The organism is Faecalimonas canis, from assembly GCF_054601575.1.
The window spans coordinates 1-24,253 of sequence record NZ_BAAHSI010000009.1 but is presented as its reverse complement, the minus strand read 5'-3'; the positions used below and the strand labels follow the sequence as shown (position 1 = coordinate 24,253).

The following is a 24,253-nucleotide window of genomic DNA, read 5'->3' as shown; positions in this document are numbered from 1 at the left end:
GGTATTAACCGATAGCCTCTTTTTTATCGTCTTTTTGGCATTTCCCATGCATTGTGATCCGTATGTAAAAGCATATGTGCTTTATGGGATAATGGTTTTTCCATAAAGTCTTCATATAATTTTAAAACGTCCTGATTTTCATGAGAAAAACGGATTTTCGCATTTTTATCCAGATAGTATAAGTTTTCGCCACGAACATGAGCGAGTTCTTCACCGTCATGAATTGGCTGACCGCCACCGCCTACACAGCCACCCGGACACGCCATAACTTCTACGAAATCATAGTGAACGTCACCATGCTCAATGGCGTCTATCAGTTTACAGGTATTTCCTAAACCACTTACAACAGCAGTCTGAATTTTAGCATCGCCGATAGTAAATTCGGCGGAAATAACACCTTGATTGAATTTTTCGCTTCGTACTACGGAGAATGCATCTGCATCAGGGTTTTTTCCCATAAGAAGATAGTATGCAGAACGTAAAGCCGCTTCCATAACTCCTCCGGTTGCACCGAAAATAACACCGGCACCGCTGCCGTCCTGCATCAGACGATCGCATTCTGCATCGACTAATGTGGATGGCTGAATGTGTGAAGAGCGAATCATTCTAGTTAATTCTCTTGTTGTCAGAACAATATCTACATCATGTCCTGCGTATTCTTCATAGTACAATTCCATGTTACTTTCCCCTTTTTTCGCTACACAAGGCATAATGGAAACTGTACATATATTTTCAGGATTTACTCCGATAGATTTAGCAAAATACGTTTTCATTACCGTACCGAACATCTGTTGAGGAGATTTTGCGGTAGATAACTGTGGAACTAAATGAGGATATTGGGATTTGATAAAACGAATCCAACCCGGACAGCAGGAAGTGAACATCGGTCTTGATTTTAGTTCTCCTGAAAGGAAACGTTCTAAAAATTCATTTCCTTCTTCCATAATTGTGAGGTCGGCTGAAAATGTTGTATCAAAAACATAGTCAAATCCCATTTGTCTGAGAGCATCCACGATTTTTCCGATAGTTGCTTCTTCGCGGCTAAGTCCTAAAGCCTCGCCCCATGCGGCACGAACGGCAGGAGCAACTTGCACAACTGTAATTTTATCTTTGTTGTCGATAGCTTCCCATACTTTATCTGTGTCATCGCGTTCACGCAAAGCGCCTACCGGGCAGTGAGTGATACACTGTCCGCAGAGAGAACAGTCAGCCTCCTCGATTTTACGGTTTTTGGAAACGTGTACGGTTGTACGAGAACCTGTACTTTCCAAATCCCATACATGAAGATTTTGCACTTTATCACAAACCTGTACACAGCGCATACATTTGATACATTTTGCGGAGTCACGGATAAGAGGAAAGTCTTTGTTCCATTCTATATTTTCCAAACGCTGTTTAAATGGAATATCAATAATATTTAAGTCATTGGCGATTGTCTGGAGTGTACAATTTCCGCTTCTTGCACAGATTGTACATTGACAATCGTGTTGAGAGAGAAGAAATTCTACGGTTTTTTTACGGTTCATGCGGACCTTCGGACTATTTGTGTAAATAACCATTCCTTCTTCCACTACATTGTTACAGGAAGGAATGAGGCGTTCTTTTCCGACAAGTTCAACAACACATACACGACAGGCGCCTATTTCATTTAAACCTTTTAAGTAGCATAATCTGGGGATAGCGATTCCGTTCTGCTCTGCGGCTTCTAGAATAGTAGTACCTTCAGGCACGGAAATTTGTCTGTTGTCAATTGTTAAATTTACCATAATTTCTCTCTACCTCCTTTAAATATGCCAAAGCCAAAGTGGTCACAACGCAGACAGCGTGATGCTTCCTGTTTTGCCTCCGCCTCGCTCATACAGTTTTCCACGCCTTCAAAGTCGTGGATACGCTGACAGACTTCACGTTCGGTCATATTTACTCTTCCACAAGGAGTTCTGTCATCTAAGTTAGGCTCAGGGATTTCTACATCACAGGAAATAATATGATTAAATCCTAAATATTCATCAATATTTGCTGCAATAACTTTTGCCGCAGCGATTGCCTTGATAACGGATGCAGGTCCTGTAGCACAGTCACCGCCTGCAAATACTCCCGGAATATCATCGAAACCGCCGTATTTTTCAGACATAATTCTTCCGCGTTTTACAGGAACGCCGGCCTCTTCAAAATGCTGAAATTCAATATCCTGTCCGATGGCAACGATAAGTGTTGTACATGGAATATAAATATCTTCTTCACCCGTAGGTTTTACGCTTGCACGTCCGTCTTTAATTTTGCTGATCATTTGTGGGGTAACATACAGTCCTTTTACATGACCGTTTTCGTCCACATCAATTTTGGAAGGGGCTTTTAATGTCTGTACTTCAATTCCCTCTGCAACAGCGCCTTCGATTTCGTCAGGAAGGGCAGTCATATCAGCGATACGTCTTCTATAAACAATACTTACTTTCTTTGCACCTAAACGAACAGCAGTGCGGACGGCGTCCATGGAAACGTTTCCACCGCCGATAACGGCAACTTCCTGTCCTGTTAAGTCAGGATTTTGATTTTTGCCTACATCACGCAAAAATTGTACGGCAGAAAGAACCCCTTCAGCGTGTTCGCCTTCGATGCCGAGTTTTTTATCTGTACTTGCACCGATTGTAATTAATACGGCATCATATTCGGCACGAAGACTTTGGATTGTAATGTCTTTTCCAATTCGCAATCCGTATTTTACTTCAATTCCGGTCTGTAAAATTGCATTAATATCATCATCCAAACGCTCTTTTGGAAGACGGTAGTTTGGTATACCGTAGCGAAGCATTCCGCCCAGTTTTGGAAGCATTTCATATACGGTTACCTGATGTCCCATTAATTGTAAATAGTAGGCGCTGCTCAGTCCGCCCGGACCTCCGCCCACAACGGCAATACGTTTTCCGGTGGATTCGGCACATTTTGGCGGCGGAACTTTTCCTGCATAATCTGCCGCAAAGCGTTTTAATCCACGAATATTTATGGCATCGTCCACCATATTTCTACGGCATCGTGCTTCGCAAGGATGTTCGCAGATGAAACCGCAGGTTGTAGGGAACGGATTATCTTTTCGGATTAAACGGATGGCATCTTCGTATCGGCCTTCTCCGACAAGAGCGATATATCCAGGAATATCTACTTTTGCAGGGCAGAGAGAAACACAAGGCACAGGCTGATTATATGTACAGGTACAGCGACCTTCACGAATATGTTCCTCGAAATCTTCGCGATAGCCGATAAGAGCCTTATATACCATATGTGCTGCTTCATATCCGATCGCACAGTCGGAAGACTGCATAATTGATAATGCGCTGTCCTCCATTAAATCAAGTGTATCTAAAGTTGCATTTCCGTTCAATACATCTGTAAGTAAATTCTTCAATTGCCAAAGACCAACACGGCATGGCACACACTTTCCACAAGTCTGTGCGTGACAAAGTTCAAGGAATGCCCTTGCCATATCTACAGGACATAATCCCGGAGGACTTGCCTCAATCCTTCGTTCCAAATCTTTATAGAGTCCTTCTACAACGACCTGTGCTTTGTTGGGTGTAGCAATTTCCAGTCTGCTCATACAATCACCTCTCAATAGAATTTAATTTATAATCTTTATTGTAATATATAACAATAAAATCTTCAATAAAAGTTAAAATATAGACAAAGTTTACAATGGAGAAAATTGAAGTTTTTTAATAAAACATTATAGTAGTTAATTTATCACAGAAAAATAAATGAAAAACTTTGATAGTAGTGCAGATTATGGTATAATACACGCAGAGCGTGTATTACACCTTGCACGGAATACTTTGAAATAAATTTAAGGACAAAGGAGAATAGAAGAGTGAAAGCGAAATTAATTGAACAGTTTAAAGAAATATTCGGAACAGACGAAGATGTGAGAGCATATTTTGCGCCGGGGAGAGTAAACTTAATTGGTGAACATACAGACTATAACGGAGGACACGTATTCCCATGTGCACTTACAATAGGTACATATGCGATTGTAAGAAAGAGAACAGATAATATCTTAAGATTTTATTCAGCAAACTTTTCTTCACTGGGAATTATTGAATCGAATTTGAATGATTTAGTTCCTTCAGAGGCGGCAGGCTGGACAAACTATCCAAAGGGAGTTATGTGGGCATTTGAAAAAAGAGGATACAAATTAACAAGCGGTATGGATATTTTAATTTATGGAAATATTCCAAACGGATCAGGACTTTCTTCATCTGCTTCTTTGGAAGTATTGACAGGAGTTGTTTTAAAAGATTTATTCGGATTTGATGTTTCCATGGTGGATATTGCATTAATAGGACAGTATTCAGAAAATAATTTCAATGGATGTAACTGTGGCATTATGGATCAGTTTGCAAGTGCAATGGGAAAAAAAGATAATGCAATTTTCTTGGATACAAATACGCTTCATTATGAATATGCACCGGTTGTACTGGAAGATGCCAAAATCGTTATCGTCAACAGTAAAGTAAAACATAGCCTTGTAGACTCTGCATATAATGACAGAAGAAATGAATGTGAAACAGCCTTAAAAGAATTGCAGGAAGTGGTAGACATTAAAACATTGGGAGATTTATCTGAAGAAGAATTTGAAGCGCACAAAGATGCAATCAAATCTCCTATCAGACAGAAACGTGCAAAACACGCCGTATATGAAAACCAGAGAACAATTAAAGCGGTAGAGGCGCTAAAGGCAAATGAAATCGAAACATTTGGAAAATTAATGAATGCGTCACACACTTCTTTGAGAGATGATTATGAAGTATCTTGTGAAGAAATTGATATTTTAGTAAATCTTGCATGGGAAACAGAAGGAGTAATCGGCTCAAGAATTACCGGAGGCGGATTTGGCGGCTGCACAGTTAGCATTGTAAAAAATGATGCGGTAGATAATTTTATTGAAACAATCGGTCAGAAATATGAAGAAAAAGTAGGACATAAAGCAGAATTTTATGTAGTGGACATCGGAGATGGAGCTGGAGTATTGGCATAAAATCGAAATTGTGGAGGAAATCATGTTAAGTAAAAGTATTAAAAAACTGGTAGAATATGGTGTGGAAACAGGGTTAACACCTGAGTGCGAACGCATTTATACAACAAATTTATTGTTGGAATTATTCAAGGAAGACGAATATGAGGATGTTTCCATTGAAGGCGAAGAATTAAATTTGGAAGAAATTTTAAAAGAATTGTTAGATGAGGCGTGTGCAAGAGGAATTATCGAGGACAGTATTGTATATCGCGATTTATTTGATACAAAAATGATGAACTGTCTTGTTCCACGTCCGGCACAGGTACAGGAAACTTTCGCAAAGAAATACGAAATTTCTCCGAAGGAAGCTACAGATTATTACTATAAATTAAGTCAGGACAGCGATTATATCCGTCGTTACCGTGTATGCAAGGACAGAAAATGGAAAGTAGACAGTCCATACGGAGAGATTGATATTACAATTAATCTTTCCAAACCGGAAAAAGATCCAAAGGCAATCGCAGCGGCGAAAAACAGTAAAGCAAGCAGCTATCCGAAATGTCAACTTTGCGTGGAAAATGAAGGATATGCCGGAAGAGTAAATCATCCTGCCCGCGAAAATCACCGTATTATGCCGATTACCGTTAACGACAGTGCATGGGGATTTCAGTATTCTCCATATGTATATTACAACGAACACTGTATCGTATTTAACGGGCAGCATACGCCGATGAAAATCGAAAAACAAACATTTATCAAATTGTTTGATTTTGTAAAATTATTCCCTCATTATTTCTTGGGTTCTAATGCGGATTTGGCTATTGTAGGTGGTTCTATTTTAAGTCACGACCATTTCCAAGGTGGAAATTATACTTTTGCGATGGCAAAAGCGCCGATGGAAGAAACGTTTACAGTAGACGGTTTTGAAGATGTGGAAGCGGGAATTGTACATTGGCCATTATCAGTTATCCGCTTAAGAGGAAAAGAAGAAACAAGATTAATTGAGTTAGGTGCACATATTTTAGATAAGTGGAGAGGATACACAGATGAAGACGCATTTATTTATGCGGAAACAGACGGAGAGCCACATAACACAATTACACCGATTGCAAGAAAAGTCGGAGATACATATGAATTAGATTTGGCACTTAGAAACAATATTACGACAGAAGAGCATCCGCTCGGTGTATATCATCCACACGCTCAATGGCATAATATTAAAAAAGAAAATATCGGACTGATTGAGGTAATGGGGCTGGCAGTTCTTCCGGCAAGATTAAAAGAAGAAATGGAAATCCTTGCCGATTACATCGTTGAAGGAAAAGATATCAGTTCAAATGAAAAAATTGAAAAACATAAAACATGGGTAGACACATTCCTTCCAAAATATCCTGAAATAACAAAAGAAAATATTATGGATATTTTGCAGGAAGAAGTTGGAATTGTATTTACACACGTACTGGAAGATGCGGGTGTGTACAAATGCAATGAAGAAGGAAGAAAAGCATTCAGAAAATTCATTTCCGTGTTATAAAACTCAATTGGGGACGTAGTAAAATTAAGAAATACTACGTCCCCAATTGAGTTTTACCCCGTCCCTTTTTTACCTGTCTTATTTTTCTCACTGAAAATATTAAAAAATCATACCTTTTTCCTAAAAAAATATACTGAAAACATAAAAAAGTCGGTTTATAATATAAATAGATGCGATTTGTAAAATTATGGAAAAGGAGGAAAACGTATGAAGAAGAAACGGATTATTACCCTTCTATTGACGGCAGCAGTGATTGGAACGAGTGTCCCATATGGGTCATTGACCGTCCGGGCAAAAGAGCCATTAGCACCGGCGGAAGAAATCAAAGCAGACGTGAACAAGACAAAATTTACACACAAAGAATGGACGGGAAAAGACTACAAAGATGTTGATGGAAAAAAAGTAAAAGCAGAAGATGTATTCGGAATTAACAGGGAAGATGCAGGAGTCAGTATCATTCCTTATCAAAATTCGGCATCTGCAGCAGGTGCGGTCTGGGACTACAATGCGAGAGAAAACTCAGAGTATTTCCAATTGCTTACAGGCAAAAATCAAAAATGGGATTTGACTGTTGTGCAAAATCAGGAACAGGCGCAGAAATTCATGGGTGAAAACGGTTTCATGACAAAAGATTATCAGAAAAAAACTGAAGATGGATGGAAATCAGTTGAATTACCAAAGAGTTGGACGAGGGATGACTTTGACTTTTCAATTTATACAAACGTATTGATGCCATGGCAGGCTAAATACGATCCTATTGTACTTGCACCGAATGCTCCGGCTAATTACAATCCGGTAGGTCTTTATCGCAAAACATTTACGGTAGATAACAAAATGTTAAATGACGGGCGAAGAGTGTACTTGAATTTTGCCGGAGTTGAATCAGCATATTATGTATATGTAAACGGTAAAGAAGTAGGTTACAGTGAGGACAGTTATAGCCCTCATCACTTTGACGTAACGGATTATTTAAAGGAAGGCGAAAATATTTTAGCCGTTAAAGTACATAAATTCTGTGATGGCACATGGTTTGAAGATCAGGATATGATTTATGACGGCGGTATTTTCCGTGATGTATATTTGACAAGCGCACCGCTTATGCAGATTAAAGATTATGCGGTTCGTACAGATTTAGATTCTTCTTATAAGAGTGCAACACTTGAAATTTCAGCGGACGTAAGAAACCTTTCGGATGCAGCACAGAGCGGATATAAAATTCAGGCAAAAGCATTGGATAAAAACGGAAATGATATTTTGGGAAATGTTTCTGTTCCGGTGGAAGAAGTTGTATCAACAAAGACAAAAACAGTAAAATTGAAAACAAAGGTAGCAAATCCAAAACTTTGGTCAGCAGAGAATCCGAATTTGTATGCACTTGTTTTAACACTTGTAGATGAAAGTGGAAAAGAGGTAGAAACAGTTTCTACACAACTTGGTTTCCGAGAAATTGAATTTACACGCACAGAAGTAGACAAAAACTATAATGTGACAACAAAGAAATGGGATCCTATTAAGGTTAATGGAGAACGTCTTTTAATGAAAGGTGCAAACCGTCATGATACAGACCCATTTTATGGAAAAGCAGTTCCGCAGGAAACAATGCGTGAAGATGTTAAGTTAATGAAACAGAATAACTTAAACGCAGTGAGAACATCTCATTATAGTAATGATGATTATTTTTACTGGTTATGTAACTCTTATGGATTGTATATGATTGGTGAAACAAACTTGGAAAGCCATGATTTAATGCACAACAATCCTGCGAAAGCGTTGTTCTATGAATTGACTATGGACAGAACAGAAACGGCATATAAACGTTTAAAGAATAATCCTGCAATTGTTATTTGGTCAATTGGTAATGAGATGGTATATACGTCAGATCCTAACACTTCTAACGGAATGTTTAGAGATATGATTTGGTATTTCAAAAATAATGACCCGACAAGACCGGTACATAGTGAGGGGCAGAATGATAAAATGGGAACTGATATGGGAAGTAATATGTATCCGGATGTTCCTACAACACAGAGCAGAGCGGGAGAAGGAAAGATTCCGTATGTACTTTGTGAATATGCACATGGAATGGGAAACTCTATCGGTAACCTGAAAGAATACTGGGATGCTATCCGAAGTGCCGATAATATGCTCGGAGCATTTGTTTGGGACTGGGTAGATCAATCTAGAGCAGTTGATTTAGATAAACTAGGTTATGAATACGGTGTGACGGATAAAACAGGTGTATCAGGAAATGCAGTCGGTAAAGAAGAAAACTGGATCGATAATGCCGGAGAAGGAAGTATGAACGGCGGAAAATCATTCAATGGATATACGATTATGGCAGAAAATGATAAATATAATGCAGCGTTATCCGGAACAGGTAAATCATTTACATTTGAAACGATTGTAAAACCTGCATCATCATCTCAGAACAGTGTATTCTTATCGAAAGGAGATACACAGGTTGCGTTGAAGACGCAGAGTTCAGGAAACGGTTTGGAATTTTTCGTCTATGCGGATAATAACTGGAAGAGCGTTTCTTGTGCTTTCCCTGAAAATTGGGAAAACCAGTGGCATCAGGTAGCCGGCGTGTATGATAAAGGTAAGATTAGTATTTATGTGGATGGTAAACAACTTGCAACAAATAATGTAGCAGATAAAATTGCAGCGGGAAGCAGTCCTGTAGGTGTAGGATATGACAGTGAACACGGACGTAAAGTGGATGGTCAGATTTCTATAGCAAGAATTTATAGCAAGGCGCTTACAGCAGAAGAGTTAAAGGCTCAAAATTCCACAACACCAGCAATTCCATCAAATGACAAGAGTATATTATTGTGGTTAGATTATGCAGATGAGCATACAAAAGTACACGCAGGTAAATGGGATTATTACGCAACAGAAAATGCACACACAAATTTATATGCAGATGAAATTAAAGGTAAATTCTATGGATACGGCGGAGATTGGGGAGATTTCCCAAATGATAACAGTTTCTGTGAAAACGGTTTAATCAGTCCGGACAGAAATCCTCAGCCGGAATTAATGGAAGTAAAATATCAGTATCAGAATTTCTGGATGAGTGCAGAAGTTGCCGACTTAGATGCACGTCAGGTAAAAGTATATAATGAAAGTAATTTCAAAAACTTAAATGAATATGATGTGACATGGCAGTTAATGGAAAATGGTAAAGAAATTCAGTCAGGAAAGGTAGAAAATCCTGATGTCGCTCCTCAGACAACCGGAAAAATTAAAGTACCGTTTACTATGCCAAAAGAAATTCCGGCAGGAAGCGAATATTATTTGAATATTTCCGTAAGTCTGAAAGAAGATACGGAGTGGGCTAAAAAGGGTGCTGAAATGTCATGGGCACAGATAGCAGTACCGGTTACTGTAGAACAGGCAGTACCACAGGTAAGTGATAAAGATGTAACAGTAAATGAAACAGACAAAGCCTTTGAAGTAAAAGGTGAAAAGTTTGCATTTTCTATTGATAAAGCAACAGGTACAATGAAAAACTACACATATAATGGTGAAACTTTAGTACAGCAAGGACCTGTTCCAAACTTCTGGAGAGGACTTGTAGAAAATGATAAAAAATCATTTGATAGTAGATGGAAAAATGCAGCAAAAAATATTAATGTAAAATCTGTAGAAGCAACGAAAAATGAAGCAGGACAGAATGTCATTACGGCAAATATGGTATTCCCAGCTGCGAACCTGACAAAAGAAACGATTGTGTATACAATCAATGGAAATGGGGAAGTTTCTATCAAGATGTCCGTAGATGCAACAAATAAAGTTATGGGTGGATTTATTCGCGTTGGTTCTATGATGACTCTTCCGGAAGGATTTGAAGATGTAACATGGTATGGAAACGGACCTGTAGAAACATTTAACGATAGAAAAACAAATGCAAGACAGGGTATCTACACAAGTACGGTATCAGATTTCTTCTATCCATACTTAAAAGTAGATGATACAGGAAACCTTACAGATGTGAAATGGATTTCAGTTAAGAGTGATAACAGTAACACGGCGCTTTTGATTTCTGCAAAAGATAAAGTAGAGGCAAGTGCACTTCACTTTACACCGGATGATTTGAATGCAGTTACACATGTTTACGGATTAACTCCGAGAAAAGAAACAATCTTAAGTGTCAACTATGGCTCACTTGGAACGGGTGGAGCAACTTGCGGACCTGGACCTTTACCACAGTATCAATTACCATCAAGCAAAGTATATGAGTGGGAATTTACAATGATTCCGGCAGATAAAAATGCAAATGCAGAAACATTAGGTAACATGGCAAAATCTTATCATGAGGTTTCTTCTTTCAACAGAGAAGACTATGATAAAGAGTATGCTCAGTCTTTAATTGAACGTATTGATTCTTTTGTTGTATATGATTACAGCCAGTTAGAAGAAGTAGAAGAATTACAGGCTGCTGTAAATGCAATGACAAAAGAACAGGCTGCCATTGTAAATAAGGATAAAGACAGAAGCAAATTAGTAGAAGGATATGTAAAAGAAGTAAAAGCATTAGAGAACAAAGAAACTTACATTCAGGATTCAAGTAAAAATGCTTTAGAAATTCCATACGAATCTTCTGCAAAATTTGAAAAGAACGGTGAAACTGTTGTGATGAACGGAAAACTTGCAGTTCCGTTTAACGAAGTATTGAATCCTGTTTTGGAAGGAAATAAATCCTTTACAGTAGAAGCAAAAGTAACTCCTACAGGCTCATTGGATTATAATATGTTTGCAGGAAAAGGCGACGAGGCATTCGCACTTCGTTCAAGAACAGACAGTTACATTGATTTCCATATTTATGCAGGTGGAAAATGGAGAAGCATTGAATATAAGATGACTTCTGAACAGAAAGCAAACTGGTTTGGAAAGGAACATCAGATTGTAGGTGTATATGACGATGAAAATCATAAAATCCGATTATATGCAGACGGAGAATTAATGCAGGAGAAAAACACGGGTACACAGGAAGGTGTTGCACATTCTGATTATGATTTCACAATTGGAGGATGTCCTTCAACAAACAGAGCATCAGCAGCAGATTTTTCATCTGTCCGTGTATATGAGAAAGCATTAACGACAGAAGAAGTTGCGGCACAAAACAGTGATAAACCTGCCATTGAGGCAAAAGATGAAAATGTAGCACTCTGGGTAGATATGAAAGATATTAGACACAGAGATAAAGAAAACATTTATAAAGTAACAATCGACCCTTCAAAAGCAGCAATTGAAGTTGGCAACTCAAAAGAATTTACACTTGTACCGGATAATGCAAATGCAAAATTGACAAGCGTAAAATGGTCTGTTTTAGATGCTGATGGATTTAATGGAGAAGGTATTGAAGTACAGTATAGTGCGGAAGATTACACAAAAGCAACGCTAGTTGTTTCTGAAAATGCGGAAGCAGGAAATTATGTATTGAAGGCGGAAAACGTAAATGGTAAAGAAGAATTGACGGCAGAGGCTCAGATTACCATTACGGCAAGACCTGAACAGGAAGAACAGACAATTTTTGACTTAAGTAAAAATAAATTAGACACAGTTCTTCCGAATACAGCACAGTTTACAAAAGGCGAGAAAACAGAAGCAGGTGCTTTAAAAGGCTATTTCTCTGTAGATGATAAGAATAAAGTGGTAAATAATGTTATTTCAGGAAATAATGCATTTACCGTATCATCAAGAGTATATGTTCCGGCATCTGTAAAATCTGCAGACACAGGTGTATGGGATCAGACGAACCCACATGAAAAACATAATATGATTGCAAGTATGGGTGACAATAGTTTTGCTTACCGTATCTATTACGATAGAAACAGAAATGATGTTCATATTGATGCATTCATCAGTAATGGAACATCGTGGTTACAGGCAACAACAGAACAACTTTCAAATGATTTCTTTGATAAATGGCATACATTATCAGCATCCTATGACGGAAAGACATTGAAAGTTTATGTTGACAATGAAGTGACAGAAAAAGCAGGAACAATGTCTGTTCATAAGAGTGAAAATACATTCTCTGTAGGATATGAACCTCAGAAGGTCGGAAGACAGTCTGAACTTACTTTTGAACAGGTAAGAGTATTTAATCAGGTATTAAATGCAGAACAGTTAAATAAAGCAACAGATCCTAAAGCAGAAAATGTTGTACTTTGGCTTGACTTTGAGGCAGAAGAAGATAATTCAGCAACAGAGGCAGACAAACAAAATTTACAGTATTTAGTTGATGCATGTGAAAAACTGCAAAAAAACAATTATTTCAACAAAGGTTGGAATGAAATGGAAACAGCATTAAATCATGCAAAAGATGTATTAAAGAAAGCGGTTCCTACAAAAGAGGAAGTACAGAACGCTTACAATACATTGAAAGATGCTAAAGATAAACTTGTATTTATAGGTGATTTAAAATCAGCGGTTGAAAAAGCCGATGAAATTGCAGTGAATAAAGATACTTATACAAAGAAATCTTATGAAGTATTTGAAAAAGCATTAAAAGCAGCGAAAGAAGTTCTTGCTAATGAGGATGCAACTCAGGAAGCGGTAAATAATGCAAAAGTTGTACTTTTAGACACACAGGGGAAACTTTTGAAAAAAGCGGATGTAAAAGTATTAGAAGATGCGATTAGTAAAGCAGAAGATGTAAAAGAAGAAAATGTAACTCCATCTTCATGGGAAAGAGTACAGGCAGCAAAGACAGCAGCAGAGAATGTACTTAAAGCATTTGAAAAAGATGATGAGAGCGTAACACAAGAACAGATTGACAGTGCAGCAAAAGCATTGAATGATGCAATAGCTTCTGTACAAAATCGTGCAGATTTCAGTAAATTACAGGAAGCGATAGACCGTATTGAAAAATTAGACTTAGACGGTTATACAAAAGATAGTGTAAATGTACTAAAAGAAGCACTAAAAGAAGCGAAAGAAGTTCTTGAGAATAAGGAGTCAACTCAGCAGGCAGTGGAAGAAGTATTGACAAAACTTCTTGCAGCAGAAGAGGCATTGACGAAAGTAGAACCAGAAGACCCGAACAAACCGGTAGAACCAGAAGACCCGAATAAACCGGTAGGACCGGAAAATCCAAATAAACCGGTAGGACCGGAAAATCCAAATAAACCGGTAGGACCGGAAAATCCAAATAAACCGGTAGGACCGGAAAATCCAAATAAACCAGAAAATCCGAGCGGAAGTAACAGACCTGCCAAAACAGGAGATACTTCACCGATTGCTGAAACGGGAGCAATTATGTTAGCAGCAGCGGCAGTTGTTCTTGTATGGAGAAAAAGAAACAGATAGTTAAATACAGAATGGGACGAGAAGAAAATCTCGTCCCATTTTGCATTTCATATACCGTTGAGATTAAAGGGAGAAGAGAGTATAATGAAAGCATTGTTTGAAAGAAAGAGGAGATAAAATCATGATGAATATAAATCAGAAAATAACAGAGGAGCTAGGAGTAAAAAAATGGCAGGTAGAGGCAGCGATAAAATTAATAGATGAGGGGAATACAATTCCGTTTATTTCACGTTACAGAAAAGAAGCGACAGGTTCTTTAAATGATGAGCAGTTAAGACAGTTGTTTGAAAGATTGACATATTTAAGAAATTTGGAAGAGAAAAAAGGACAGGTACTGTCAAGTATTGAAGAGCAGGGAAAATTAACAGAAGAACTTCGCAGACAGATTGTGGAGGCGGAAACATTAGTTGTTGTCGATGATTTGTACCGTCCATATAGACCGAAGAGAAGAACGAGAGCAACGATTGCTAAAGAAAAAGGTCTGGAATCGTTAGCAGCATTGATTACAATGCAAAAAACTACAGAACCTATTGAGGAAAGTGCTAAAGCATATATTTCGGAAGAAAAAGGGGTGGCAACTGTCGAGGAAGCGATTGCGGGAGCGAAAGATATTATTGCAGAATATATTTCAGACGAGGCAGATTATCGTATTTATCTTCGCAATTTTACCGCAAAACAGGGAAAATTAATTTCTACGGCAAAAGATGCGGACACAGAGTCTGTTTATGAAATGTATTACGATTTTGAAGAACCGGTTAATAAATTGGCGGGACACCGTATTCTCGCCCTAAATCGTGGGGAAAAAGAGAAAATATTGCAATTAAAGATAGAAGTACCTGAAGAAAAAGTGCTTCAATATATGGAAAAGAAAGTGATTCAAGGTGATAATCCTTATACAACGCCGATTTTAAAAGATGCTATAGAGGACAGTTATAAACGTCTGATTTCCCCTGCAGTTGAACGTGAAGTTAGAAGTGAACTGACGGAAAAAGCGGAAGACGGAGCGATTTCTGTTTTTGGCAAAAACTTAGAACAGTTATTAATGCAGCCGCCTATTGCGAACAAAGTAGTACTCGGTTGGGATCCGGCATTTCGTACCGGTTGTAAACTTGCAGTAGTAGATGAAACAGGAAAAGTTTTGGATACAACAGTTATTTATCCGACGGCACCAACGACACCACAGAAGATTGCACAGGCAAAAGAAACATTGAAAGAACTTATCCATAAATATGGAGTTACATTGATTTCCCTTGGAAACGGAACTGCTTCAAGAGAATCAGAGATGATTATCGTAGAATTATTAAAAGAAATACCGGAAAATGTACAGTATATGATTACGAATGAGGCGGGAGCGTCTGTGTACTCGGCAAGTAAACTGGCAACAGAAGAATTTCCACAATTTGACGTAGGGCAGAGAAGTGCTGCATCAATCGCAAGACGTGTGCAGGACCCATTGGCAGAATTGGTAAAAATTGATCCAAAATCTATCGGTGTAGGTCAGTATCAGCATGATTTGCATCAGAAAAAATTAAGTGAAACCTTATCAGGTGTTGTAGAAGATTGTGTAAATAAAGTGGGGGTAGACTTAAATACAGCGTCTGCACCATTGCTATCTTATATTTCAGGAATTTCCTCCACGGTAGCAAAAAATATTGTTGCGTATCGTGAAGAAAACGGACGTTTTAAAAGTCGTAAAGAATTATTAAAAGTAGCAAAATTAGGACCGAAAGCATTTGAACAGTGTGCGGGATTTATGAGAATAACAGGAGGAATAAACCCTTTGGACAGTACAAGTGTACACCCTGAATCTTATGAAGTAACAGAGAAACTTTTGGAAAAACAAGGATTTTCTCTTCAGGATATTGCTGAAGGTAAACTTTCTACACTCTCTAAAACAATAAAAGACGAAAAGAAACTGGCTCGGGAGTTAGGGGTAGGGGACATTACCTTAAAAGATATTATAAAAGAACTGGAAAAACCGGGACGTGACCCTCGTGATGAGATGCCAAAACCGATTTTAAGGACAGATGTATTAGAAATGAAAGATTTAACAGAGGGAATGGTTTTAAAAGGAACAGTAAGAAATGTGATTGACTTTGGTATTTTTGTTGATATTGGGGTACATCAGGACGGATTAGTGCATATCTCACAGATTACAGATAAGAAATTTATTAAGCACCCATTGGAAGCAGTGAGTGTGGGAGATATTGTGGACGTGAAGGTGATGAGCGTTGATGTGAAGAAGAAGAGAATTCAGTTGACGATGAAAGGGATTTCGTAGGGCAAATGAAAATAGGAGAAAATTTAAAAAGGTATAGAAGAGAAAGAAAATTTTGATAAAGAGAGAAAGTTACAGTGTAAACCGGCATTTGAACAGGTAAAATTGCAGGCAGAGCGGATTGGTGAAAAAGGTGTTTTTCTAAATGAAATAGGTTTTTCTTATTTGCTTGATAAAGCTACTTTTATGAAAAGAATGGGAATTTTATTGCTGATTATTACACTTGCATTTTTCCAAACTTTTGTTATGGAACAGATTGCGGGAATGGATACCATATGGAACACGATACCCGATGGACAAATGAAAGTTAAAAGACGGAAATGGATTATTTTAATAGTGACTGTGTTGGTTTTGACTGCTTTTGTGGAGGGTATGTTTATTATATATGGAATAAAGGAACAGCAGTTGACAGGACTTCTGGAACAAATAAGATACCTTTCGGGATTTGAAAAATTTAGTCAAATGTCGGTTATAGTTTATTTGTTTTTACGTTGGATTTTTGTGTGCATTGTAGGGGTGGGAAGTTTAATAGTAATTGCTAATGTTTCTCGGAAAGTAAAAAATACGTCAACCGTCCTTTTAGTTTCAGGAGGAATTGTAGCACTTTGTTATTTGTGTATGCGATTTGTTCTTATATAAATACTTGCAGAAACGCAGTAAAAAGAGATATAATAAGAAAAAAATAAAGGATTCTTCAGGGAGATGTGAAATTCATTACCGGCGGTAACAGTCCGCGAGCCATGAGAATGGTTGATTTGGTGTAAGTCCAAAACCGACAGTAAAGTCTGGAAGAGAGAAGAAAATCGTTTTGTGTGTAAGCAGAAAACTCCCTGAGTGTATAAACTTTTGGGAGTTTTTTTGTACAAAACTAAAGAAGAATTCCTTTTAGAAAGAAAGGAAAGAAAACATGAGTAGAAAAAAAGTAAATGCAAGAACGTTAGTAAGTATAGGAATGTTGTCGGCGGTGGCTGTTATTTTAATGCAGTTTGAGATACCACTTCCGTTTGCACCTGCATTTTATCAGATTGATTTTAGTGAGATACCTGTCTTAGTGGGGAGTTTTGCACTTGGACCGTTGTCAAGTATAACGATAGAATTTATCAAAGTATTGTTAAATATGCTTATCAGCGGAACGACAACAGCAGGGGTTGGTGATATGGCAAACTTTTTGATTGGCTGCGGTTTAAGTGTGCCGGCTGGGATTATCTATCATCAGATGAAAACAAAAAAAGGTGCATTTATCGGAATGGTAGCAGGAACAGGATGCATGACGGTGTTAGGATGTTTTTTGAATGCATATATACTATTACCGGTTTATGCGAATGCTTTTGAACTTCCGATTGACAGTTTGATTCAAATGGGAACGGAAGTAAATCCATCAATAACAGGTTTGGCTACATTTGTTATTTTTGCCGTTGCACCGTTTAATTTATTAAAAGGAGTGCTGGTATCCGTTATTGTTTTATTGATTTATAAAAAAATCAGTCCTATCTTTAAAATGAAGAGATAATTGGAAAAAAATGTGTTATAATAACAGATAAGAAAATCCATAAAACATAAGGAGTGATGGAAATGAAACTGATATTTGCGGTTGTACATGCTGAGGATGCTAAAGGTGCGGCAAAAGAATTAAATAAGAAAAAATTTGGAGTAACGAAATTATCAAGTTCAGGTGGATTTTTACGAAAAGATAACTGCACTCTGATGATAGGAACAGAGGATGATAAAGTTGAAGAAGTTATGGACGTATTGAAAGAAACCTGTGCAAAGAGGGAAGAAGTTGAGATTGTAACCCCTTATTTGAGTGAAGGTATGCAGATACCGAATTATGCGTACACTCCGATTAAAGTCGAAGCAGGAGGAGCGATTGTTTTTGTTGTCGATGTAGCGGAGTTTTGGAAAATTTAAAAGGGCAAAGTTGTAACGAATGTATAGGTGTGCTATAATTTTATGGCACATCTATTTTATTTAAAAGAAATGGTAGGGAAGAAAGATGACAGTAAAATTTAAAGTAAACATGACGGACAAAATAATGTACGATTTTTTGTTGTATCATAATTATACGAGTATGACGGGGCTTGTAGGAGCGATTTTAGGGGTTCTCTTATTAGGCGTTTCCGTAGCGAAAGGAACGGCGGGAGATATACAGACGGCGGTTCTTTTCTTTGCCATAGCCGTATTTGTACTTATGTCAACACCAATGACTTTAAAAGCAACGGCAAAAAATCAGGTAAAAAATACACCGATGTTCCAAGAACCTTTGGAATATGAGATTTCTGAAGAAGGAATTACGGTTTCACAGAATGAAGAAAGTGCGTTAAATGAATGGAAAGATTTTGCGAAAGTTGTTTCCACAAGCAAATCTCTTATTTTGTATATCACTCGTGTTCGTGCAATTATTTTGCCGAGAGAGAATATGGGAGATGATTATATGAAAGTAGTGGAAATGATTTCAAAAAACATACCTGCAAAAAGAGTGAAAATCAGACATACAAGATAGAAAAGGAAGAAAGATGATAGTAGAAACAAATAATGCGAAAGAAACATTTGAATTAGGTGTACAGATTGGAAAAGAAGCAAAAGCGGGTGATGTGTATACCCTCATCGGAGATTTGGGGGTGGGAAAAACAGTGTTCACACAGGGATTGGCTAAAGGATTGGAGATTGATGAACCGATTAGCAGCCCGACATTTACAATCGTGCAGGTTTATGAGGAAGGACGACTACCGTTTTATCATTTCGACGTATACCGTATAGGTGATGTGGAAGAAATGGAAGAAATCGGATACGAGGATTACATTTACGGACAAGGTGTGAGCCTAATTGAATGGTCGAATTTAATTGAGGAAATTCTTCCGGAACAAAGACGGGAAATTATCATAGAGAAAGATTTAGAAAAAGGATTTGACTATCGAAGAATAACAATTACGGAAAGGGAATAAGGATATGCGTATATTGGCATTAGACAGTTCAGGACTTGTGGCATCAGTTGCCATTGTGGAGGAGGAGCAGACAGTTGCGGAATACACCGTCAATTATAAGAAGACACATTCGCAGACGTTGCTTCCAATGTTAGATGAGATTGTGAAAATGACAGATATGGATTTACAGACGATAGATGCCATAGCGGTTGCGGGAGGACCGGGGTCTTTCACCGGACTTCGAATCGGTTCTGCAACAGCAAAAGGGCTTGGTTTGGCGCTGAATAAACCGTTAATTCACATTCCTACTTTGGAAGGGATGGCGTATAATTTATATGGCAGTTCGGCAGTTGTTTGTCCGATAATGGATGCGAGAAGAAAGCAGGTATATACAGGAATATATCGATTTACAGAAGGAAAATTGGAAGTTTTGGAAGAACAGATGGCGATTGCTGTTGATGAATTGATTCAGAAATTAAATGAAATGGGAGAGGAAACCGTTTTCTTAGGGGACGGTGTTCCGGTATATGCGGACTGCTTAAGAGAAGGGCTTTCTATACCGTTTACATTTGCTCCGGCAAATATGAATAGACAAAGGGCGTCTTCTGTAGGGCTTTTAGGGATAGAATATTTAAAACAAGGCAAAACGGAAAGTGCAAGAGAACACGAGCCAAATTATTTACGTGTTTCTCAGGCTGAAAGAGAGCGAATCGAGAGAGAAAAAGCGAAGGAAACAAAGAACGCATGATAATTTTGCAGGAAATGGAAGAAAAAGACAGTGTACAGATAGCAGAATTAGAGAAAGAAATATTTAAAGATGCATGGACACAGATTGGGATTGAAGAAACGTGGAGAGAGCCTCATTCTTTTATTATTGTGGCGAAAGAAGAGGGAGAAGTAGTAGGATATTGTATCGTCTACTGCGTGCTTGATGAGGCAGAAATTGCAAAAATCGCAGTGCAACAAACCAAAAGGCATGAAGGGGTGGGAAGTAGATTGCTTGAAGAAACAGAGAGAATTTGTCTTGAACGGAATATAGCAAGAATACTTTTAGAAGTACGTGAAAGCAATGTGACGGCGAGAAAATTTTACACAAAACAGAAGTTTGTCGCAGACGGTATTCGTAAAAATTTCTATGAAAATCCGATGGAAAATGCAATTTTAATGAGTAAAACAATTTCTATGCAATAAGAGAAAAACTTGCAGATATGGGAACACTTCCCACTGGGATTGGGACATACAACGGGCTATAATGAATGAGTACCTGAAAACAATATGGCAGACATTCGTAGGAGGAATTGTATGAAACAATATAAAACAAAAGAAATTTTAGAAGTAAAAAAAGTGATTTGTAATAAATGTGGAAAAGAAATTGTTGTGGAAAACGGAAGGCTTGTAGAAGATATGCTTCAGGTCGAAAAAAGATGGGGATACCCGTCCGAAAAAGACAATGAAGATCATTCGTTTGATTTGTGTGAACAATGTTACGATGAATTTACTGCAACTTTTCTTATCCCTATAGAACAACGATAAGGAGAAGAGAATGTTAGATGTATGTTTGTTAGGAAGCGGAGGAATGATGCCACTTCCTTATCGCTGGTTGACTTCGCTTATGACGAGGTTTAACGGCAGCAGTCTGTTAATTGACTGTGGTGAAGGAACTCAGATAGCAATCAAAGAAAAAGGCTGGAGCTTTAAGCCGATAGATGTCATCTGCTTTACTCATTATCACGGCGACCATATAAGCGGATTGCCGGGACTTTTATTAACAATGGGAAATGCAGACAGAAAAGAACCGCTTACTTTAATCGGTCCGAAAGGTTTGGAAAGGGTTGTAACGGCGCTTCGTGTAATTGCGCCTGAGTTACCGTTTCCAATTCATTATGTAGAAATTGAGGGGGCGGAGCAGACTTTTGAATTAAACGGTTATCGTTTGACGGCATTTCGCGTAAATCACAATGTACTCTGTTATGGATATACGCTGGAAATAGATCGTGCCGGTAAGTTTGATGTAAAACGTGCAATGGAGCAGGAAATACCAAAACAATATTGGAGATTTTTGCAACGCGGCGATACAATAGAGGAAAATGGAAAGATTTATACACCGGATATGGTGTTGGGTAAACAGAGAAAAGGAATCAAATTAACTTATACAACAGATACAAGACCGACAGAGTCTATCAAAATCCATGCGGCAAAATCAGATTTATTTATCTGTGAGGGAATGTATGGTGAGAAAGAAAAGGCGGCGAAAGCAATAGAATATAAACATATGACTTTTACGGAGGCGGGCAGACTTGCGAAGGAAGCTGAGGTAAAAGAAATGTGGCTTACCCACTATAGTCCGTCTTTGACAAAGCCGGAAGAGTTTATGGATGATGTGAGAAATATTTTTCCAAACGCAAAGGCGGGAAAAGACTGTATGTCCGTAACGCTGGAATTTGCAGAAGAATAAAGGAGAAGTTATGAGTGAAACAAAAGATGTTTTAATATTAGCGATAGAAAGTTCGTGTGATGAAACGGCGGCAGCAGTTGTCAAAAACGGAAGAGAAGTGTTGTCCAATGTTATTTCATCCCAGATAGAATTGCATAAATTATATGGAGGAGTAGTACCTGAGATTGCGTCAAGAAAACATATTGAAAAAATTAATCAGGTTATTGAGGAAGCGTTAGAAGAAGCAAATGTTACTTTAAACGATATAGATGCAATAGGTGTCACATACGGTCCAGGACTTGTAGGGGCACTTTTGGTTGGGGTTGCGGAAGCAAAAGCCATTGCATACGCAACGGGAAAACAGTTGATTGGCGTACATCATATCGAGGGGCATATTTCTGCGAATTTTATTGAAAACAAGGAGTTAGAGCCTCCGTTTATTTGTCTTGTGGTTTCGGGAGGACATACGCATTTAGTGTGCGTAAAAGACTATGGAGAATATGAAATTATCGGAAGGACGAGAGATGATGCGGCAGGGGAAGCGTTTGATAAAGTTGCCCGTGCGATTGGTTTGGGCTATCCGGGAGGACCAAAGATTGATAAATTGTCAAAAGAAGGAAATCCGGATGCAATTACATTTCCAAAGGCTCACATAAATGATGCTCCATATGATTTTAGTTTTAGCGGTGTAAAATCAGCAGTATTAAATTATATTAACGGCTGTCAGATGAAAGGCGAAGCATTTAATCAGGCAGATATTGCGGCATCTTTTCAGAAAGCGGTAACAGATGTGCTGGTAGAAAATGCCATGCGTGCAGTTGATGAATACGGCATGAAAAAACTTGCAATAGCAGGAGGAGTGGCTTCAAACAGTACACTTCGTCAGGCAATGAAAGATGCCTGTAAGAAAAAAGGGATAGAATTTTATTATCCATCTCCTATTTTCTGTACAGATAATGCTGCGATGATAGGTGTGGCGGCGTATTATGAATATTTAAAAGGAACGCGTCACGGTTGGGACTTAAATGCAGTGCCAAATTTAAAATTAGGAGAGCGATAAAATGAACAAAAAACCATGTACTGCGATTGTACTGTCGGCAGGGCAGGGAAAGCGTATGGGAACAACCATACAAAAACAATATATTCAACTGGATGGAAAAGAAATTATTTGTCATACGTTGGAAACTTTTCAAAAATCATCTGTTATAGATGATATTATACTTGTGGTAGGAAAAGGGCAGGAGAAATACTGTCAAAAAGAAATTGTAGAAAAATACCATTTTACAAAAGTGCAGAAAATCATAGAGGGCGGGGCGGAACGTTATCACTCGGTTTTAAATGGGTTAAGAGAAATTACGCATCAAGGGTATGTGTTTATTCATGATGGAGCCAGACCGTTCGTATCGGAAGAGATTATACAAAGAGCCTATGACTCAGTATGTATATTTGGAGCGTGTGTGGTAGGTATGCCTGTGAAAGATACGGTAAAGATTGCTGATAAGGAAACGTTTATCAGTGAAACTCCCGATCGTAGTTTTGTTTGGCAGGTGCAGACACCCCAAGTGTTTCAGACGGATATGGTAAAAGAGGCATATGAAAAAATGATACAATCAGGCTATTCGCAGGCGACAGATGATGCAATGGTTGTAGAAAAAATGTTGGGCAAAAAAGTGAAATTGGTAGAAGGAATTTATGAAAATATAAAAATAACTACGCCGGAAGATTTGGATATAGCGAAAGTATTTTTAAAGAGGAAATATGATGACTAGAGAAGAACATAATATAAAGCCTATATTTAATAAAGATTCGGAAATATTAATATTAGGGAGTTTCCCCTCTGTGAAATCAAGGGAGGGGAATTTCTTCTATCATCACCCTCAAAATAGGTTTTGGAAAGTGATTGCTGCCGTTACCGGTTGGAATGTACCATGTACGATAGAAGAAAAACAGGGTATGCTTTTAGAAAATCATATTGCAATATGGGATGTAATTGCCTCTTGTGATATAGAAGGTTCCAGTGACAGTAGTATTAAAAATGTTATTCCGAATGATTTGGGGATGATTTTAAGTGTGGGCAAAATAACACATATATATACGAACGGCGGAACAGCAAGTCGCCTTTATCGTAAATATTGTCAAAAGAAAACCGGAATAGAGGACATAAAATTACCGTCTACAAGTCCGGCAAATGCCGCTTATTCTCTTGAACGTTTAGTATCAGAATGGGCAATAATAAATAAAAATAAAAAAATTGAAAAAAAGTGTTGACAATGAAATATACTATGTGCTAGAATACATCTTGTCGCTGAGGTAAACAAGTGACACACAAATAAATAAGTTATGCAGAGGTATCGAAGTGGTCATAACGAGGCGGTCTTGAAAACCGTTTGTCCGAGAGGGCGCGTGGGTTCGAATCCCACCCTCTGCGTTGGAAAAACTATCAATAACTTGATAGTTTTTTTACTGAAAAGGGCAGCGGGGAGAAATACCCAAGTTGGCCGAAGGGGCTCGCCTGGAAAGTGAGTAGGTCGTTAATAGCGGCGCGAGGGTTCGAATCCCTCTTTCTCCGTTTTTTGAAATTTAAAAATAAATTTCAAAAAAGGTATTGACAGATGCGAGCGAGATATGATAATATAGCAAAGCACTTGAGAAAACAACAGTTTGTTGAAAAATAAAAAATGAAAAAAGTTGTTGACAAGCAAGAAAGATTATGATAATATAATCTAGCGTTCGACAGAGAACGATAAAAACAGAACATTGATAA

General features: G+C 38.0%; 18 protein-coding genes, 2 tRNA genes and 1 riboswitch. Of the genes, 18 read left to right on the top strand and 2 right to left on the bottom strand.

The features are described 5' to 3' along the window. Positions 1-23: 23 nt before the first annotated feature. Together ACYPXO_RS03005 and ACYPXO_RS03000 are read right to left on the bottom strand one after the other, a co-directional pair. Positions 24-1,766: a [FeFe] hydrogenase, group A gene (locus ACYPXO_RS03005; protein WP_459639208.1), complete on the bottom strand. Its 1,743-nt coding sequence runs from the start codon at positions 1,764-1,766 to the stop codon at positions 24-26. After that, on the bottom strand, positions 1,760-3,592 hold the full coding sequence (locus ACYPXO_RS03000) for an NAD(P)-binding protein (protein WP_459639207.1): 1,833 nt from the start codon (positions 3,590-3,592) through the stop codon (positions 1,760-1,762). The genes ACYPXO_RS03005 and ACYPXO_RS03000 overlap by 7 nt, the downstream gene beginning before the upstream one ends. A 267-nt stretch (positions 3,593-3,859) precedes the next feature. Here ACYPXO_RS03000 and ACYPXO_RS02995 point away from each other — a divergent pair, with 267 nt between their 5' ends. From ACYPXO_RS02995 to ACYPXO_RS02910, 18 genes are all read left to right on the top strand, one after another. Next, positions 3,860-5,026 carry a galactokinase gene (locus ACYPXO_RS02995; protein ID WP_459639206.1) on the top strand — a complete coding sequence of 389 codons (1,167 nt, stop codon included), beginning with the start codon at positions 3,860-3,862 and terminating at the stop codon, positions 5,024-5,026. 22 nt (positions 5,027-5,048) lie between these two features. Beyond that, the gene (gene galT / locus ACYPXO_RS02990) at positions 5,049-6,539 is read left to right on the top strand and encodes a UDP-glucose--hexose-1-phosphate uridylyltransferase (RefSeq protein ID WP_459639205.1); all 1,491 of its coding nucleotides are present in this window, start codon (positions 5,049-5,051) and stop codon (positions 6,537-6,539) included. A gap of 207 nt (positions 6,540-6,746) precedes the next feature. Then, positions 6,747-13,856: a glycoside hydrolase family 2 TIM barrel-domain containing protein gene (locus tag ACYPXO_RS02985; protein ID WP_459639204.1), complete on the top strand. Its 7,110-nt coding sequence runs from the start codon at positions 6,747-6,749 to the stop codon at positions 13,854-13,856. Between the two features lie 124 nt (positions 13,857-13,980). Next, the gene (locus ACYPXO_RS02980; RefSeq protein WP_459639209.1) at positions 13,981-16,137 is read left to right on the top strand and encodes a Tex family protein; all 2,157 of its coding nucleotides are present in this window, start codon (positions 13,981-13,983) and stop codon (positions 16,135-16,137) included. 102 nt (positions 16,138-16,239) lie between these two features. After that, the gene (locus tag ACYPXO_RS02975) at positions 16,240-16,773 is read left to right on the top strand and encodes a hypothetical protein (RefSeq protein WP_459639203.1); all 534 of its coding nucleotides are present in this window, start codon (positions 16,240-16,242) and stop codon (positions 16,771-16,773) included. Positions 16,774-16,820: 47 nt separating this feature from the next. Then, positions 16,821-16,939: riboswitch (FMN riboswitch) on the top strand. 102 nt (positions 16,940-17,041) lie between these two features. After that, positions 17,042-17,644: an ECF transporter S component gene (locus ACYPXO_RS02970; protein WP_459639202.1), complete on the top strand. Its 603-nt coding sequence runs from the start codon at positions 17,042-17,044 to the stop codon at positions 17,642-17,644. A 62-nt stretch (positions 17,645-17,706) separates the two neighbouring features. Then, complete coding sequence (locus ACYPXO_RS02965) at positions 17,707-18,042, top strand: cyclic-di-AMP receptor (RefSeq protein ID WP_459639201.1); 336 nt, start codon at positions 17,707-17,709, stop codon at positions 18,040-18,042. 85 nt (positions 18,043-18,127) lie between these two features. After that, positions 18,128-18,634: a YcxB family protein gene (locus ACYPXO_RS02960; RefSeq protein ID WP_459639200.1), complete on the top strand. Its 507-nt coding sequence runs from the start codon at positions 18,128-18,130 to the stop codon at positions 18,632-18,634. 13 nt (positions 18,635-18,647) lie between these two features. Then, entirely contained in the window at positions 18,648-19,076 is a 429-nt protein-coding gene (gene tsaE / locus ACYPXO_RS02955) for a tRNA (adenosine(37)-N6)-threonylcarbamoyltransferase complex ATPase subunit type 1 TsaE (protein ID WP_459639199.1), read from the top strand. Positions 19,077-19,080: 4 nt separating this feature from the next. Further along, positions 19,081-19,803, top strand: coding sequence for a tRNA (adenosine(37)-N6)-threonylcarbamoyltransferase complex dimerization subunit type 1 TsaB (tsaB, locus tag ACYPXO_RS02950; protein WP_459639198.1), 723 nt, complete (start codon positions 19,081-19,083; stop codon positions 19,801-19,803). After that, positions 19,800-20,246 (top strand): ribosomal protein S18-alanine N-acetyltransferase, encoded by a 447-nt coding sequence (gene rimI / locus ACYPXO_RS02945; protein ID WP_459639197.1) that lies wholly within the window; start codon positions 19,800-19,802, stop codon positions 20,244-20,246. Before tsaB ends, rimI begins: the two co-directional genes overlap by 4 nt. A 111-nt stretch (positions 20,247-20,357) precedes the next feature. After that, a complete protein-coding gene (locus ACYPXO_RS02940) occupies positions 20,358-20,588 on the top strand; it encodes a hypothetical protein (RefSeq protein WP_459639196.1) in 231 nt (76 codons plus the stop codon). Between the two features lie 10 nt (positions 20,589-20,598). After that, positions 20,599-21,510 (top strand): ribonuclease Z, encoded by a 912-nt coding sequence (locus tag ACYPXO_RS02935; protein ID WP_459639195.1) that lies wholly within the window; start codon positions 20,599-20,601, stop codon positions 21,508-21,510. A gap of 10 nt (positions 21,511-21,520) precedes the next feature. Next, positions 21,521-22,549 (top strand): tRNA (adenosine(37)-N6)-threonylcarbamoyltransferase complex transferase subunit TsaD, encoded by a 1,029-nt coding sequence (gene tsaD / locus ACYPXO_RS02930; RefSeq protein WP_459639194.1) that lies wholly within the window; start codon positions 21,521-21,523, stop codon positions 22,547-22,549. A gap of 1 nt (position 22,550) precedes the next feature. Next, positions 22,551-23,258, top strand: a complete 708-nt coding sequence (gene ispD, locus ACYPXO_RS02925; RefSeq protein ID WP_459639193.1) for a 2-C-methyl-D-erythritol 4-phosphate cytidylyltransferase — start codon at positions 22,551-22,553, stop codon at positions 23,256-23,258. Then, positions 23,251-23,757, top strand: a complete 507-nt coding sequence (locus ACYPXO_RS02920; RefSeq protein WP_459639192.1) for a DNA-deoxyinosine glycosylase — start codon at positions 23,251-23,253, stop codon at positions 23,755-23,757. Before ispD ends, ACYPXO_RS02920 begins: the two co-directional genes overlap by 8 nt. Before the next feature lie 74 nt (positions 23,758-23,831). After that, positions 23,832-23,917, top strand: a tRNA-Ser gene (locus tag ACYPXO_RS02915). Between the two features lie 51 nt (positions 23,918-23,968). Then, positions 23,969-24,058: transfer RNA gene (locus ACYPXO_RS02910), tRNA-Ser, on the top strand. Positions 24,059-24,253 lie beyond the last annotated feature (195 nt).

Bases quoted from the DNA above. Each gene is read 5' to 3' on its own strand.
- ACYPXO_RS02920 (WP_459639192.1), top strand. From the start codon at position 23,251: ATGACTAGAGAAGAACATAATATAAAGCCTATATTTAATAAAGATTCG.
- galT (WP_459639205.1), top strand. From the start codon at position 5,049: ATGTTAAGTAAAAGTATTAAAAAACTGGTAGAATATGGTGTGGAAACA.
- ACYPXO_RS02935 (WP_459639195.1), top strand. From the start codon at position 20,599: ATGTTAGATGTATGTTTGTTAGGAAGCGGAGGAATGATGCCACTTCCT.
- ACYPXO_RS02965 (WP_459639201.1), top strand. From the start codon at position 17,707: ATGAAACTGATATTTGCGGTTGTACATGCTGAGGATGCTAAAGGTGCG.
- ACYPXO_RS02970 (WP_459639202.1), top strand. From the start codon at position 17,042: ATGAGTAGAAAAAAAGTAAATGCAAGAACGTTAGTAAGTATAGGAATG.
- ACYPXO_RS02940 (WP_459639196.1), top strand. From the start codon at position 20,358: ATGAAACAATATAAAACAAAAGAAATTTTAGAAGTAAAAAAAGTGATT.
- ACYPXO_RS02980 (WP_459639209.1), top strand. From the start codon at position 13,981: ATGAATATAAATCAGAAAATAACAGAGGAGCTAGGAGTAAAAAAATGG.
- tsaD (WP_459639194.1), top strand. From the start codon at position 21,521: ATGAGTGAAACAAAAGATGTTTTAATATTAGCGATAGAAAGTTCGTGT.
- tsaB (WP_459639198.1), top strand. From the start codon at position 19,081: ATGCGTATATTGGCATTAGACAGTTCAGGACTTGTGGCATCAGTTGCC.
- tsaE (WP_459639199.1), top strand. From the start codon at position 18,648: ATGATAGTAGAAACAAATAATGCGAAAGAAACATTTGAATTAGGTGTA.
- ACYPXO_RS02960 (WP_459639200.1), top strand. From the start codon at position 18,128: ATGACAGTAAAATTTAAAGTAAACATGACGGACAAAATAATGTACGAT.
- ACYPXO_RS02985 (WP_459639204.1), top strand. From the start codon at position 6,747: ATGAAGAAGAAACGGATTATTACCCTTCTATTGACGGCAGCAGTGATT.
- ispD (WP_459639193.1), top strand. From the start codon at position 22,551: ATGAACAAAAAACCATGTACTGCGATTGTACTGTCGGCAGGGCAGGGA.
- ACYPXO_RS03005 (WP_459639208.1), bottom strand. From the start codon at position 1,766: ATGGTAAATTTAACAATTGACAACAGACAAATTTCCGTGCCTGAAGGT.
- rimI (WP_459639197.1), top strand. From the start codon at position 19,800: ATGATAATTTTGCAGGAAATGGAAGAAAAAGACAGTGTACAGATAGCA.
- ACYPXO_RS03000 (WP_459639207.1), bottom strand. From the start codon at position 3,592: ATGAGCAGACTGGAAATTGCTACACCCAACAAAGCACAGGTCGTTGTA.